The following is a 14132-nucleotide window of genomic DNA, read 5'->3' as shown; positions in this document are numbered from 1 at the left end:
CACGAATAAACGCAACGACTGTAGTGTTTTAGCGCGTAATATTCCGGGTAAGGTTATGCCTGGCTGTTTCCTGGAGACGCATCCGGAAACGGCGGGTTATTTTAACGAAATGAAAGCGCGCTATTTTCGGTGAGTACCTGCGAAACGTCCGATATAACCTCACGGTCGCTATGGTTGTTAATTTTTTGTTTTAATATTTTTAAAACTTTAATTGTTGCGTTAAAATAATCAGCTAATTTTTCAATGATAGTTGATCGTGATGTCTAAAAATCTCTTTAGCAGAAAGCAGGCTCCCGCTTTCTCTCTTATTGCATTACTTGTCAGTTCAGCCGCTTACGCGCAGAACACCACGGAAAAAACCGATGTCCTGCTGATTGGCGGCGGCATCATGAGCGCGTCGCTCGGCACTGTCCTTCAGGAGATCCAGCCGGACTGGAAACAGTTAATGGTGGAAAAACTCGACGGCGTGGCGCTCGAATCCTCTAACGGCTGGAATAACGCCGGTACGGGTCACTCCGCAAATATGGAGCTGAACTACACGCCGGAGCGCGCCGATGGCTCGATTGACGTCAGCAAAGCGCTGGAGATCAACGAGGCGTTTATGATTTCGCGCCAGTTCTGGTCTTCTCAGGTGAAGCGCGGCGTGCTGAACGATCCGCACTCCTTTATTAACTCCACGCCGCACATGAGCTTCGTCTGGGGCGATAACGTTGATTACCTGGCGAAACGCTACAAAGCGCTGCAGCAGACCACGCTGTTCCAGGGCATGGAGTTCTCCACCGATCAGAGCCAGATCAAAAAGTGGGCACCGCTGATTATCGAAGGGCGCGATCCTAAGCAGCGCGTAGCCGCGACCTGGACACCGGTCGGCACCGACGTGAACTATGGCGAAATCACCCGTCAGCTGGTGGGCAGCCTGAAGAAAACCAGCAACTTCAAGCTGGAAACGTCTTCTGAAGTCACCGATTTCAAACGCAACGCCGATAACTCCTGGCACGTCACCATCACCGACGTTAACACCGGGAAAGAGCATGCCGTGGACGCGAAATATGTGTTCATCGGCGCAGGCGGCGGCGCGCTGAAGCTACTGCAAAAAACCGGCATTCCGGAGGCGGACAACTACGCGGGCTTCCCGGTCGGCGGCTCGTTCCTGGTCTCTGAGAACCCGGATATCGCGCGTCAGCATGGCGAGAAAGTCTATGGTCAGGCCTCCGTTGGCGCGCCGCCGATGTCGGTGCCGCACCTTGACGCCCGTTTCCTGGACGGCAAACGCGTTGTGCTGTTCGGGCCGTTCGCGACCTTCTCGACCAAGTTCCTGAAAAACGGCTCTTTCTTCGATCTGCTGAGCACCACCACCACTAAAAACTTCATGCCGATGACCGATGTGGGCCTGGATAATTTTGATCTGGTGAAATACCTGATTGGTCAGGTCATGCTGAGCGACGACGACCGTTTTGAAGCGCTGAAAGAGTACTACCCGTCAGCGCGCAAAGAAGACTGGAAGCTTATCCAGGCTGGTCAGCGTGTGCAGATCATCAAGAAAGACCCGGAGAAAGGCGGTGTGCTGAAACTCGGTACGGAAATCGTCACCGACCAGCAGAAAACCCTGGCCGCGCTGCTGGGTGCCTCGCCTGGCGCGTCAACGGCGGCACCTATCTCCATCAACGTGATTAAGCAGCTCTTCCCGGAGCAGTTCAAATCAGAAGCGTGGCAGGCGAAGCTGCGTGAAATCGTACCGAGCTACGGTCAGAAGCTGAACGGCAACGTGGCGCTGACCCAGCAGGTATGGGATGAGACTGCCGCGACGCTGCAGCTCACCAAACCGCCGGTGATCCAGATGAAAGACGCGCAGCAGAAGCTGCCGGAAGCCAAACCGGCGCAGGCTGCAAGCCCGCAGCACGATATGGCGCTGTAAGCAAAACGGATGTTACGCAAAGGGAGGCCACTGGCCTCCCTTCTTTTTTGGCTGCGGTTATGCCGCCGGGCCTCATCCGGGCACGGTAGCCAGACCGCAAAGCGAGTGCCGGCGTGGGTTGCTTTGCGGTACAGGGCGGCCCGGTGCGATGTGTTCGCCGCCAAGGCTACTGGCGGTTACACGCATGTCAGCGACAGCGGACCGCGAAGTGAAGCCAGCGTCAGCATGGTGAGCGGCCTGTAGCGCTGCCATAAAAAAGCCCCGGCATGCCGGGGCGTTTTGTCTCTGTGAAGCGTGTGATTAGCCGGTGTTACGCATACCCGCCGCGACGCCCGCGATGGTGACCATCAGCGCCTGCTCCACGCATGGGTCTGCTGGCTTGCCTTCTTCTTCCGCCTGGCGCGAGCGGTGCAGCAGCTCCGCCTGCAGCACGTTCAGCGGGTCGGTATAGATGTTACGCAGCTGGATGGACTCGGCAATCCACGGCAGATCCGCCATCAGGTGCGAGTCGTTGGCGATATCGAGCACCACTTTGATATCGGCTTCCAGCAACTGGCGCAGCTCCTGTCCGAGCGGCCAGAGCTCCGGTTTCACCAGTCGCTGATCGTAATAGTCCGCCAGCCACAGATCCGCTTTGGCAAAGACCATCTCCAGCATGCCGAGGCGTGTGGAGAAGAACGGCCAGTCGCGGCACATGGTTTCCAGCTCGTCCTGCTTACCGTCTTCGACCACTTTTTGCAGCGCGGCGCCGGCGCCAAGCCAGGCGGGCAGCATCAGACGGTTCTGGGTCCAGGCGAAAATCCACGGAATGGCGCGCAGCGATTCCACGCCGCCGGTCGGACGGCGCTTCGCCGGACGCGAGCCGAGCGGCAGTTTGCCCAGCTCCTGCTCCGGCGTAGCCGAACGGAAATACGGCACGAAGTCTTTGTTTTCGCGCACGTAGCCGCGGTACATGGCGCAGGAGATATCGGACAGCTCATCCATGATGTGTCGCCAGGCGGCTTTCGGCTCCGGCGGCGGCAGCAGGTTCGCTTCCAGAATCGCGCTGGTGTAGAGCGACAGGCTGCTGATGGTGACTTCCGGCAGACCGTATTTAAAGCGGATCATCTCGCCCTGTTCGGTGACGCGCAGACCGCCTTTCAGGCTGCCTGGCGGCTGAGAGAGCAGCGCCGCATGGGCGGGCGCGCCGCCGCGGCCAATAGAGCCGCCGCGACCATGAAAGAGCGTGAGCGCGATGCCCGCTTTCTCGCAGGTTTTGATGAGCGCGTCCTGCGCCTGGTATTGCGCCCAGGAAGCGGCCATCACGCCCGCGTCTTTCGCGGAGTCGGAATAGCCAATCATCACCATCTGTTTGCCCTGAATGAAACCACGATACCAGTCGATGTTCAGCAACTGGGTCATGACATCGTTGGCGTTGTTCAGATCGTCGAGCGTTTCAAACAGCGGCGCGACCGGCAGCGCGAAGCCAATACCCGCCTCTTTCAGCAGCAGGTGGACGGCCAGCACGTCGGACGGCGTTTTCGCCATCGAGATGACATAAGCGGCGATCGAGCCTTTCGGCGCTTCGGCGATGACTTTACAGGTGTCGAGCACTTCGCGGGTGTTGTCGCTCGGCTCCCACTGGCGCGGCAGCAGCGGGCGTTTGGAATTCAGCTCGCGGATAAGGAACGCCTGTTTATCGGCTTCCGACCAGCTTTCATAGTCGCCGATGCCGAGATAGCGGGTCAGCTCACCCAGCGCTTCGGTGTGGCGGGTGCTCTCCTGACGGATGTCGATACGCACCAGCGGCACGCCGAACGCTTTGACGCGGCGCAGGGTGTCGAGCAGTTCGCCGTTGGCGATGATCCCAAGCCCGCAGGAGACCAGCGACTGATAGCAGGCGTAGAGCGGTTCCCAGAGCTGTTCGTTCTGCGTCAGCAGGCCCTGCGGTTTCGGCAGTTTCTGGCCCTTCAGGCGGGCTTCCAGCCAGCCCTGAGTCGCCAGCAGCTGCGCGCGCAGCCCTTTAAGCAGATAGCGGTACGGCTCCTGCGCCCCTTCAGTGCCAACGTAGTCGCGCAGCGCGTCGCTGCATTCCACCATTGAGAGCTCGGAAATCAGCACCTGGATATCTTTCAGGAACAGATCGGTTGCTTTCCAGCGGCTCAGCAGCAGGACGTGGCGGGTGATATCGGCGGTGACATTCGGGTTGCCGTCGCGATCGCCGCCCATCCAGGAAGTGAAACGCACCGGCACGAAATCGACCGGCAGCTTGTAATCGAGATGCGCTTCGAGCTGTTCGTTAAGCTCACGCAGATAATTCGGCACGCCTTCCCAGAGGCTGTTTTCCACCACGGCGAAGCCCCATTTGGCTTCATCCACCGGGCTTGGGCGATTTTTACGGATCTCGTCAGTATGCCAGGACTGCGCAATCAGTTGGCGCAGGCGGCGCATGATCTGGTTGCGCTCATAATCGGCAATGTCTTTGTGGTCGAGCTGTTTTAAACAGTTATTCACTTCGACCATTTTGTGGATCAGGGTGCGGCGGGTGATTTCAGTCGGGTGCGCGGTCAGCACCAGCTCCAGCGACAGCGCTTCCACGGCCTGGCGGATGGCGTTTTCGTTGATAGTGGGCTGGTCTTTGAGCTTACGCAGGGTACGGGCGATAATTTCCGGGTTGCTGGCGGCCTCGCCTTTTGGCGAGATGCTGTGGTATTGCTCGGCCGTGTTAGCCAGATTCAGGAACTGGCTGAACGCGCGGGCCACCGGCAGCAGTTCGTCATTGGAAAGATTTTGCAGCGTGGTTAACAGCGCCTGGCGGTCTGCTTCATTGCCAGCACGGGAAGACTTCGACAATTTGCGGATTGTTTCTACGCGGTCAAGGATGTTTTCTCCCAGCGCATCCTTGATGGTATCCCCGAGCAACTTGCCGAGCATACTGACATTGCTTCGCAAAGCGGAATATTGTTCGTTCATATAACCCCAGACACCCCATCTCAATTATGTTTAATACCCGTCGTCTTTCGCGCCGCAGGGGCGCTGGCCGCCCCTTGCGACCCCGGTTACTTACCGATGTAAGCTCCCGGGGGTCACCAGGCTTGCCGCCTTCCTGCAACAGGAAATCCCGTGGTATAGGTTCTGCAAAAAATCAGGACACTGAAAAGCGATAGCTTTTACTTACGTCCGAAAGTTCAGGCTTGAATGACTTCTTACTTTATAAAGCCATGTGAAATCCCGTTCGTCAATTGCTGCGAAATCGCTTCAGCAGGTGAATAAAGTGCGGCAATTTATGAAAGTTAATTCATGTTATTGCTGATAAGTAACGCTTATGAAAATAGCGTGCAGGCGTGCGGAACAATGTGTAGTGATACGCGCTGTGAAGGAGAGTAAAAGTAGTCGAATGGGCTGCGGCACGCGCGGTTAAAAGGGGTTCATCGGCTGTTGTGGTTAAGGCGACTGGCGTGGCGGGGGCGCTTCGCTTACATGTCCTGTGAAGCGGCACAATATTTATGAGGTGGATAAGCATAGCGTACCCACCTCATCGCGTTGAGCGCGCCCCGCCACGGCGCAAGGTCACTCAGTGCCAGCAGAAATGATGCACAACCTGCGAAATCAATTCACGGGTCGGCTTGATAAATCGTGTTTCCAGATATTCGTCCGGCTGGTGGGCCTGATTTATCGAGCCCGGCCCTAACACCAGCGTCGGGCAGAGCGTCTGAATAAACGGCGCTTCGGTGCAGTAGTTCACCACATCGGTTTGCGCGCCGAGCAGATTTTCCACCACCTGCACCAGTTTATGATCCGGCGGGCATTCGTAACCCGGGATAGGCGGATGCAGATCGAACACCGTCAGGCGCCCCGGCCAGCGCAGGCTCACCGGCTCCAGCGCCTCGTTCAGCAACCCGCTTAAATCATCCAGCGTCATGCCCGGCAGCGGACGAATATCCATATGCAGCTCGCAGCAGGCGCAGATGCGGTTAGAGGCGTCACCGCCGTGAATATGGCCGAGGTTAAGGGTCGGGTACGGCACCGTAAACGCGTCGTAGTGGTAGCGCGCTTTGAGCGAATCGCGCAGTTGCATGATGCGCCCGATGGCGTCATGCATCAGCTCAATGGCGTTGACGCCGCGCTCCGGGTCGCTGGAATGGCCGGATTGCCCCTGCACGCGGATAGCGCTGGAGATATGGCCTTTATGGGCGCGAATCGGCTGTAGCGACGTCGGCTCGCCGATAATCGCGCAGTCCGGGCGCAGGGCGGTGGTCTCGGCGAAATAGCGCGCGCCCGCCATGCTGGTTTCTTCATCGGCGGTTGCCAGAATGTAGAGCGGCTTTTTCAGCTGCGTCACATCCACGTCACGCAGCGCGTCGAGAATAAAAGCGAAAAAGCCTTTCATATCGGCGGTGCCGAGCCCGAACAGTTTGTTGTCATGCTCGGTCAGCGTGAACGGATCGCGCGTCCAGCGCCCGTCGTCGAAAGGCACGGTATCGGTATGCCCCGCCAGCAGCAGGCCGCCCGCGCCGTTACCGGTGCTTGCCAGCATATTGAATTTATTGCGGGTGCCGGGCACCGGTTGTACTTCGACCTGGAACCCGAGACTGCCAAACCACCCTGCCAGCAGATTGATTAAAGTCGCATTGCTCTGATCGAGCGCGCTGTCGGTGGCGCTGATGGAAGGCGTGGCGATAAGCGTGCGGTAAATCTCGATAAAAGGCGGTAATTTCATTTTCACTGTTGACAGACCTCAGGTCGTGATAGTATCAATATTCATGCAGTATTTGTGAATAAAAATACATTAACGTTGAGCGTAAGGGAACCGCCGGGTTCCGGTGAAGACGATACGCTCGCGGACGCGGCAACGGCCTTCAGGCCTGCGCCTGAAATACATGACGGTAAAAGGTATCCAGCCCCGATGTTGAACACGCTGATTGTTGGCGCCAGTGGTTATGCCGGCGCAGAGCTTGCGACCTACGTGAATCGCCATCCGCATATGAACATAACCGCGTTGACGGTCTCAGCGCAAAGCAATGATGCGGGAAAGTTAATCTCCTCTTTGCATCCGCAGCTGAAAGGCGTGCTCGACCTGCCATTGCAGCCGATGAGCGACATCCGCGAGTTCACCGATGGCGTGGATGTGGTGTTTCTCGCAACAGCCCATGAGGTGAGCCACGATCTCGCGCCGCAGTTTCTCGACGAGGGCTGCGTGGTGTTTGACCTCTCCGGCGCCTTTCGCGTTAACGACGCCGCGTTCTATGAAAAATTCTACGGGTTCACGCATCAGCACCCGCAGCTCCTTGAGAAGGCGGTGTATGGCCTGGCGGAGTGGAATCGCGACGCGCTGAAAGACGCGACGCTGATCGCGGTGCCGGGATGCTATCCGACTGCGGCGCAGCTTTCGCTGAAACCGCTGATCGACGCGGATTTACTGGATCTGAACCAGTGGCCGGTGATCAACGCCACCAGCGGCGTGAGCGGCGCGGGGCGCAAGGCGGCAATCTCCAACAGCTTCTGCGAAGTGAGCCTGCAACCTTACGGCATATTTAATCATCGGCATCATCCGGAAATCGTCACGCATCTGGGGACGCCGGTCATTTTCACGCCGCACCTCGGCAGCTTCCCGCGCGGCATTCTGGAAACCATCACCTGCCGCCTGAAGCCGGGCGTGAGCGAGCCGCAGATAGCCGCCGCGTTTAATGACGCCTACGCCGATAAACCGCTGGTGCGGCTGTATGACAAAGGCGTGCCCGCGCTGAAAAACGTGGTCGGCCTGCCGTTTTGCGATATCGGCTTCGCCATGCAGGGCGAACATCTGATCGTGGTCGCCACGGAAGATAACCTGCTGAAAGGCGCCGCCGCGCAGGCGGTGCAATGTATGAATATTCGTTTTGGCTTTGCCGAAACGCAGTCTCTTATTTAACCGAGTCAGGTGTGATGATGAACCCGTTAATCATTAAGTTAGGCGGCGTGTTGCTCGATAGCGAAGAGGCGCTGGAGCGTCTGTTTACCGCCCTTGTTAACTACCGCAAGGCGCATCAGCGCCCGCTGGTCATCGTTCACGGCGGCGGCTGCCTTGTTGACGACCTGATGAAGCAGCTCAACCTGCCGGTGAAAAAGAAGAACGGCCTGCGCATCACGCCTGCCGATCAGATTGACATCATTACCGGGGCGCTTGCGGGCACCGCCAACAAAACGCTGCTCGCCTGGGCGAAAAAGCACGGCATCGCTTCCGTCGGCCTGTTCCTGGGCGATGGCGACAGCGTGAGCGTGACGCCGCTGGATGAAGAGCTGGGCCACGTCGGCCAGGCGCAGCCGGGCTCGCCGAAATTAATCACGACGCTGCTGGAAAACGGCTTTATGCCGGTGATTAGCTCCATCGGTGTCACCGACAGCGGCGACCTGATGAACGTCAACGCCGACCAGGCGGCCACGGCGCTCGCGGCGACCCTTGGCGCAGACCTGATCCTGCTCTCCGACGTGAGCGGCATCCTGGACGGCAAAGGTCAGCGCATCGCCGAGATGACCGCCGCCAAAGCTGAGCAGCTTATCGAGCAGGGCATTATCACCGACGGCATGATTGTGAAAGTGCATGCGGCACTCGACGCCGCCCGCACGCTGGGCCGGCCGGTGGATATCGCCTCCTGGCGCCACGCGGAACAGCTGCCCGCTCTCTTTAACGGTGTATCTATCGGCACCAGAATACTGGCCTGAATACGCGTCGTCGAACGCGAATATGTCAGCGCACAGAAGCTATTTTTAAAGGAAAAAGACAATGCAAAATCACGGCATCAAAAAAGTTGTTCTCGCCTACTCCGGCGGCCTTGATACCTCCGCCATCATTCCGTGGCTGAAAGAGAACTATGAAGGCTGCGACGTGGTCGCATGCGTGGTGGATATCGGTCAGGACCGTGACGACCTGAAAGGCGTTGAGCAGAAAGCGCTGCGCTCCGGCGCGTCGGAGTGCTATGTGGTCGATGCGCGTGAAGAGTTCATTAAAGATTACGTTTACCCGGTGCTGCAAACCGGCGCGCTGTATGAAGGCAGCTATCTGCTGGGCACCTCGATGGCGCGTCCGCTGATCGCCAAAGCGCTGGTGGACGTGGCGAATAAAGTCGGCGCTGACGCGCTGTGCCACGGCGCGACCGGTAAAGGCAACGACCAGGTGCGTTTCGAATCCGCCTGGGCGGCGCTGGCCCCGCATCTGAAAGTGATCGCCCCGTGGCGTGAGTGGAACCTGCGTTCCCGTGAAGCGTTGCTGGATTACCTGAAAGCGCGCGATATCCCGACCACCGCGTCGCTTGAGAAAATCTACAGCCGCGATGAGAACGCCTGGCATATCTCTACCGAAGGCGGCGTGCTGGAAAGCCCGTGGAACGCCCCGAACAAAGATTGCTGGGTCTGGACCGTCGATCCGCTGGAAGCGCCGGATCAGCCGGAGCAGGTGACCGTGACCGTAGAAAAAGGCAACGTAGTCGCCGTGAATGGCGAGCACCTCTCTCCGTTCGGCTGCCTGGAAGTGCTGAACAAGATTGGCGCGAAGCATGGCGTGGGCCGTATCGATATCGTGGAAAACCGTCTGGTGGGCATTAAGTCTCGCGGCTGCTACGAAACCCCTGGCGGCACCATCATGATGGCGGCGCTGCGTGGCGTAGAGCAACTGGTGCTGGATCGCGACAGTTTCAAATGGCGCGAGCAGGTCGGCCTTGAGATGTCTTACGTGGTGTATGACGGGCGCTGGTTCGCGCCGCTGCGTCAGTCTCTGCAGGCGGCGGCGCAGTCGCTGGCCGAGCAGGTGAATGGCGAAGTGGTGTTGCAGCTCTATAAAGGTCAGGTGACGGCTATTCAGAAGAAATCGCCGAACAGCCTGTATAACGAAGAGTTCGCGACCTTTGGCGAAGACGAAGTGTATGACCACAGCCACGCGGGCGGCTTTATCCGTCTGTTCTCCCTCTCGTCACGTATTCGCGCGTTGAACGAGCTGAAGAAGTAATCTGCCGCTGCGCGAGGGCAGGTGGCGTTAACGCCTACCCGCCCGGCGCCCGGTAAGACATCCCGTGGCGGGTAGGCAACGCGCCACGGAAAGCAGCGCATTATTTACAGGCGGGGTAAGCAACGCGCACCCGCCACGGAAAGCAGCACATTATTTACAGGGCGGGTAAGCGAAGCGCGCCCGCTACAGAAAGAAATTAACGGAGCGGATTATGGCACTTTGGGGCGGACGTTTTACTCAGGCGGCGGATGGGCGGTTTAAACAATTTAATGACTCTCTGCGCTTTGATTATCGACTCGCCGAACAGGACATTATCGGCTCCGTAGCCTGGTCTAAAGCGCTGGTGACCGTCGGCGTGCTGACCGCGGACGAGCAGAGCCAGCTTGAAGGCGCGCTCAATACGCTGCTGGAAGAGGTGCTGGAAAACCCGCATGCGATTCTGGAAAGCGACGCGGAAGATATTCACAGCTGGGTGGAAGGCAAGCTTATCGATAAAGTCGGCCCGCTTGGCAAAAAGCTTCATACCGGGCGTAGCCGTAACGATCAGGTCGCGACCGACCTGAAACTCTGGTGCAAAACCGAAGTGCACGCGCTGCTGAGCGCCACGCGCCAGCTTCAGCAGGCGCTGGTCGTGACCGCCGAAGAAAATCAGGACGCGGTGATGCCGGGCTATACCCATCTGCAACGCGCCCAGCCGGTGACGTTTGCGCACTGGTGTATGGCGTATGTCGAAATGCTGGCGCGCGATGAAAGCCGTCTGCAGGATACCCTAAAGCGTCTGGATGTCAGCCCGCTGGGCTGCGGGGCGCTGGCCGGCACCGCGTATGAGATTGACCGCGAACAGCTGGCCGGCTGGCTTGGCTTCGCCAGCGCGACGCGCAACAGCCTCGACAGCGTCTCCGATCGCGATCATGTCATGGAGCTGCTGTCCAACGCGGCCATCAGCATGGTGCATCTGTCGCGTTTCGCCGAAGACCTGATTTTCTTTAACTCCGGCGAGGCCGGTTTTGTGGAGCTGTCTGACCGTGTGACGTCCGGCTCCTCGTTAATGCCGCAGAAGAAAAATCCGGACGCGCTGGAGCTGATTCGCGGCAAGTGCGGCCGCGTACAGGGCGCGCTGACCGGCATTATGATGACGATGAAAGGGCTGCCGCTCGCGTACAACAAAGATATTCAGGAAGATAAAGAAGGGCTGTTCGACGCGCTTGACACCTGGCTCGACTGCCTGCATATGGCGGCGCTGGTGCTGGACGGTATTCAGGTGAAACGTCCGCGCTGCCAGGAAGCGGCGCAGCAGGGCTACGCCAACGCCACCGAGCTTGCGGATTATCTGGTCGCTAAAGGCGTGCCGTTCCGTGAGGCGCACCACATCGTGGGCGAGGCGGTGGTGGAAGCTATTCGTCAGGGCAAACCACTGGAAGACCTGGCGCTTGCCGACCTGCAAAAATTCAGCCCGGTGATTAATGACGATGTTTACCCGGTGCTGTCACTTCAGTCATGTCTTGATAAGCGCGCGGCGCAGGGCGGCGTATCGCCGGTACAGGTCGCGCAGGCCATTAGCGCGGCGAAAGCGCGTCTGGCTTAAGCGTTACTGGCAGGAAAAAGCCCGGCGGATGTCGGGCTTTTTTTATGCGTTCCGAAAAACAGGCAAAAAAAAGCGGACTTACTGTCCGCTAAATAGTTCACGTTGGCTTTAGTTATTCGGCTAACAGAGAGACTCTGTGTGCGGGTTATCACTCAGTGAGGGTAATGAGTGATGTTCTCCGCGGCTAAGGCTATTATTCACTTTCGTGCTTGATAGGGATAATCGTTGGTTGCTATGCTATCTATCGCCATGAACTATCATGGCGGCGGAGGATGAAGAATGAATATTCGTGATCTTGAATACCTGGTGGCCCTTGCCGAACATCGTCATTTCCGGCGTGCGGCGGACGCCTGCCACGTGAGTCAGCCCACCCTGAGCGGTCAGATCCGCAAGCTTGAAGATGAACTTGGCGTAATGCTGCTGGAACGCACCAGCCGCAAAGTGCTGTTCACCCAGGCGGGGTTGCTGCTGGTAGACCAGGCGCGTACCGTTTTACGTGAAGTCAAAGTGCTGAAAGAGATGGCGAGCCAGCAGGGCGAGACCATGTCCGGTCCGCTGCATATTGGCCTTATCCCGACCATCAGCCCTTATCTGCTGCCGCAAATCATTCCGATGCTGCATCAGACCTTCCCCAAACTCGAAATGTATCTGCACGAAGCGCAGACGCATCAGCTGCTGGCCCAGCTCGACAGCGGCAAGCTCGACTGCGCGATCCTGGCGCTGGTGAAAGAGAGCGAAGCCTTTATTGAAGTGCCGCTGTTCGATGAGCCGATGCTGCTGGCGGTCTATGAGGATCACCCGTGGGCCGGACGCGATCGCGTGCCGATGGGCGAACTGGCGGGCGAAAAGCTGCTGATGCTGGAAGATGGTCACTGCCTGCGCGATCAGGCGATGGGCTTTTGCTTTGAAGCGGGTGCGGATGAAGATACGCATTTCCGCGCCACCAGCCTTGAAACGCTGCGCAATATGGTGGCGGCAGGCAGCGGCATTACGCTTCTGCCCGCGCTCGCCGTGCCGCCGGAGCGTCATCGCGACGGCGTCGTTTATCTGCCCTGCGTGAAGCCGGAGCCGCGACGCACCATCGGGCTGGTGTATCGTCCGGGCTCGCCGCTGCGCAGCCGCTATGAGCAGCTCGCAGAGGCCATCCGCAAACAGATGGATGGCCGCTTCGACAGCGCGTTAAAACAGGCGGTTTAAGCCGTTCAGCGCGGCAACCCGATAGGCTTCCGCCATGGTCGGGTAGTTAAAGGTGGTGTTAACGAAGTACTCAATAGTGTTACCGCCACCTTTCTGCTCCATAATCGCCTGGCCGATATGAATAATCTCGGCCGCGCGCTCCCCAAAGCAATGGATCCCCAGAATCTCTTTGGTTTCGCGATGGAACAGGATCTTCAGCGTGCCGACATTCATCCCGACGATTTGCGCGCGCGCCAGATGTTTAAACTGCGCGCGGCCCACTTCGTAAGGCACTTTCATCGACGTGAGCTGCTGTTCGGTTTTGCCGACGGAGCTGATTTCCGGAATGGTGTAGATACCGGTCGGGATATCTTCCACCAGGTGCGCCGAGGCGACGCCTTTTACCAGCGCCTGCGCGGCGATGCGGCCCTGATCGTAGGCGGCGGAGGCCAGGCTCGGGTAACCGATAACATCGCCCACTGCGTAGATGTGCGGCAGCGCGGTCTGATACATGCTGTTCACTTTCAGCAGCCCGCGACCATCGGCCTCAAGACCGATATTCTCCAGCGCCAGGGAATCGGTGTTGCCGGTACGTCCGTTCGCATAGAGCAGACAGTCGGCTTTCACTTTTTTGCCTGACTTCAGGTGGACTATCACGCCATCGTCAACGCCTTCAATCTGTTCATATTCTTCATTGTGGCGGATGACCACGCCGCTGTTCCAGAAGTGATATGAGAGCGAGTCTGACATCTCCTGATCGAGAAACGCCAGCAGGCGGTCGCGGGTGTTGATGAGATCCACTTTCACGTTCATTCCGCGGAAAATCGACGCGTATTCACAGCCGATGACGCCTGCGCCGTAAATAATCACGTGGCGCGGCTCGTGATGCATGCTGAGGATGGAATCGCTGTCGTAGATGCGCGAATGGGTGAAATCGACGTCCGCCGGGTGATAGGGGCGCGAGCCGCAGGCGATGACGAATTTCTCAGCGGTCAAAGTTTCTATCGAGCCGTCCGGGCAGGTGAGTTCAATCGTGTGTTCATCGACAAAACGCGCGTCGCCTTGCAGGATCTGGCAGCGGTTGCGCTCGTAAAAGCCCTGGCGCATGTTGGTCTGCTGATTGATCACGTTGTCGGCGTGGTTAAGGATGTCGGCGAAGGAAGTACGAAGAGGACGGGAGTGAGCGCTGTATAACGGGTTCTGGTTAAATTCAATGATACGGCTGACGGCGTGGCGCAACGCTTTTGACGGGATGGTGCCCCAGTGGGTGCAACCGCCGCCAACATTATGGTAGCGCTCTATCACGGCTACCGTCGCGCCCTGTTTCACCAGGCCCATTGCAGCGCCTTCGCCGCCGGGGCCAGAGCCAATCACTATTACATCATAATCGTAGGTTTGTGGCATGGTAAGGCTTACCTTGTTCTTATACATAAAAGCAACAGAATAGTAACATCACCCAAAGAATAACCCAATTCTCACTGTGCGTTTTGCCCTCT

The 14132-nt window shown here is 58.2% G+C and carries 9 protein-coding genes; 6 read left to right on the top strand and 3 right to left on the bottom strand.

What is annotated here, in order from left to right:
- The first annotated feature begins 259 nt into the window (after positions 1–259).
- Positions 260–1915: a malate dehydrogenase (quinone) gene (gene mqo / locus AFK63_RS17545; RefSeq protein WP_038865940.1), complete on the top strand. Its 1656-nt coding sequence runs from the start codon at positions 260–262 to the stop codon at positions 1913–1915.
- A 300-nt stretch (positions 1916–2215) separates the two neighbouring features.
- On the opposite strand, the gene ppc is transcribed toward mqo, so the two are convergent.
- Together ppc and argE are read right to left on the bottom strand one after the other, a co-directional pair.
- The gene (gene ppc / locus AFK63_RS17540; RefSeq protein WP_038865938.1) at positions 2216–4867 is read right to left on the bottom strand and encodes a phosphoenolpyruvate carboxylase; all 2652 of its coding nucleotides are present in this window, start codon (positions 4865–4867) and stop codon (positions 2216–2218) included.
- 601 nt (positions 4868–5468) lie between these two features.
- Entirely contained in the window at positions 5469–6620 is a 1152-nt protein-coding gene (argE, locus tag AFK63_RS17535) for an acetylornithine deacetylase (protein ID WP_038865936.1), read from the bottom strand.
- A gap of 180 nt (positions 6621–6800) precedes the next feature.
- Between argE and argC the strand changes: the two genes are divergently transcribed.
- The 5 genes from argC (at position 6801) to oxyR (ending at position 12657) form a co-directional block, all read left to right on the top strand.
- Positions 6801–7805, top strand: a complete 1005-nt coding sequence (gene argC / locus AFK63_RS17530) for an N-acetyl-gamma-glutamyl-phosphate reductase (RefSeq protein ID WP_038865926.1) — start codon at positions 6801–6803, stop codon at positions 7803–7805.
- Between the two features lie 14 nt (positions 7806–7819).
- Positions 7820–8596: an acetylglutamate kinase gene (argB, locus tag AFK63_RS17525; protein WP_108695663.1), complete on the top strand. Its 777-nt coding sequence runs from the start codon at positions 7820–7822 to the stop codon at positions 8594–8596.
- 61 nt (positions 8597–8657) lie between these two features.
- Positions 8658–9875 (top strand): argininosuccinate synthase, encoded by a 1218-nt coding sequence (locus AFK63_RS17520; RefSeq protein WP_007754616.1) that lies wholly within the window; start codon positions 8658–8660, stop codon positions 9873–9875.
- Between the two features lie 211 nt (positions 9876–10086).
- Positions 10087–11460: an argininosuccinate lyase gene (gene argH / locus AFK63_RS17515; RefSeq protein ID WP_038865920.1), complete on the top strand. Its 1374-nt coding sequence runs from the start codon at positions 10087–10089 to the stop codon at positions 11458–11460.
- Positions 11461–11739: 279 nt separating this feature from the next.
- Entirely contained in the window at positions 11740–12657 is a 918-nt protein-coding gene (gene oxyR / locus AFK63_RS17510) for a DNA-binding transcriptional regulator OxyR (RefSeq protein ID WP_004386937.1), read from the top strand.
- Here oxyR and sthA read toward each other — a convergent pair.
- Positions 12640–14040 (bottom strand): Si-specific NAD(P)(+) transhydrogenase, encoded by a 1401-nt coding sequence (gene sthA / locus AFK63_RS17505; protein WP_038865918.1) that lies wholly within the window; start codon positions 14038–14040, stop codon positions 12640–12642. The two genes, oxyR and sthA, sit on opposite strands and share 18 nt — an antisense overlap.
- Positions 14041–14132 lie beyond the last annotated feature (92 nt).

Origin of the sequence: Cronobacter muytjensii ATCC 51329 (assembly GCF_001277195.1) — a bacterium.
Taxonomy (GTDB): Bacteria; Pseudomonadota; Gammaproteobacteria; order Enterobacterales; family Enterobacteriaceae; genus Cronobacter; species Cronobacter muytjensii.
The sequence above is the reverse complement of the archived record's forward strand: the minus strand, read 5'-3'. Positions and strand labels throughout refer to the sequence as shown.

Bases quoted from the DNA above. Each gene is read 5' to 3' on its own strand.
- mqo (WP_038865940.1), top strand. From the start codon at position 260: ATGTCTAAAAATCTCTTTAGCAGAAAGCAGGCTCCCGCTTTCTCTCTT.
- ppc (WP_038865938.1), bottom strand. From the start codon at position 4,867: ATGAACGAACAATATTCCGCTTTGCGAAGCAATGTCAGTATGCTCGGC.
- argC (WP_038865926.1), top strand. From the start codon at position 6,801: ATGTTGAACACGCTGATTGTTGGCGCCAGTGGTTATGCCGGCGCAGAG.
- argB (WP_108695663.1), top strand. From the start codon at position 7,820: ATGATGAACCCGTTAATCATTAAGTTAGGCGGCGTGTTGCTCGATAGC.
- AFK63_RS17520 (WP_007754616.1), top strand. From the start codon at position 8,658: ATGCAAAATCACGGCATCAAAAAAGTTGTTCTCGCCTACTCCGGCGGC.
- argH (WP_038865920.1), top strand. From the start codon at position 10,087: ATGGCACTTTGGGGCGGACGTTTTACTCAGGCGGCGGATGGGCGGTTT.
- oxyR (WP_004386937.1), top strand. From the start codon at position 11,740: ATGAATATTCGTGATCTTGAATACCTGGTGGCCCTTGCCGAACATCGT.
- sthA (WP_038865918.1), bottom strand. From the start codon at position 14,040: ATGCCACAAACCTACGATTATGATGTAATAGTGATTGGCTCTGGCCCC.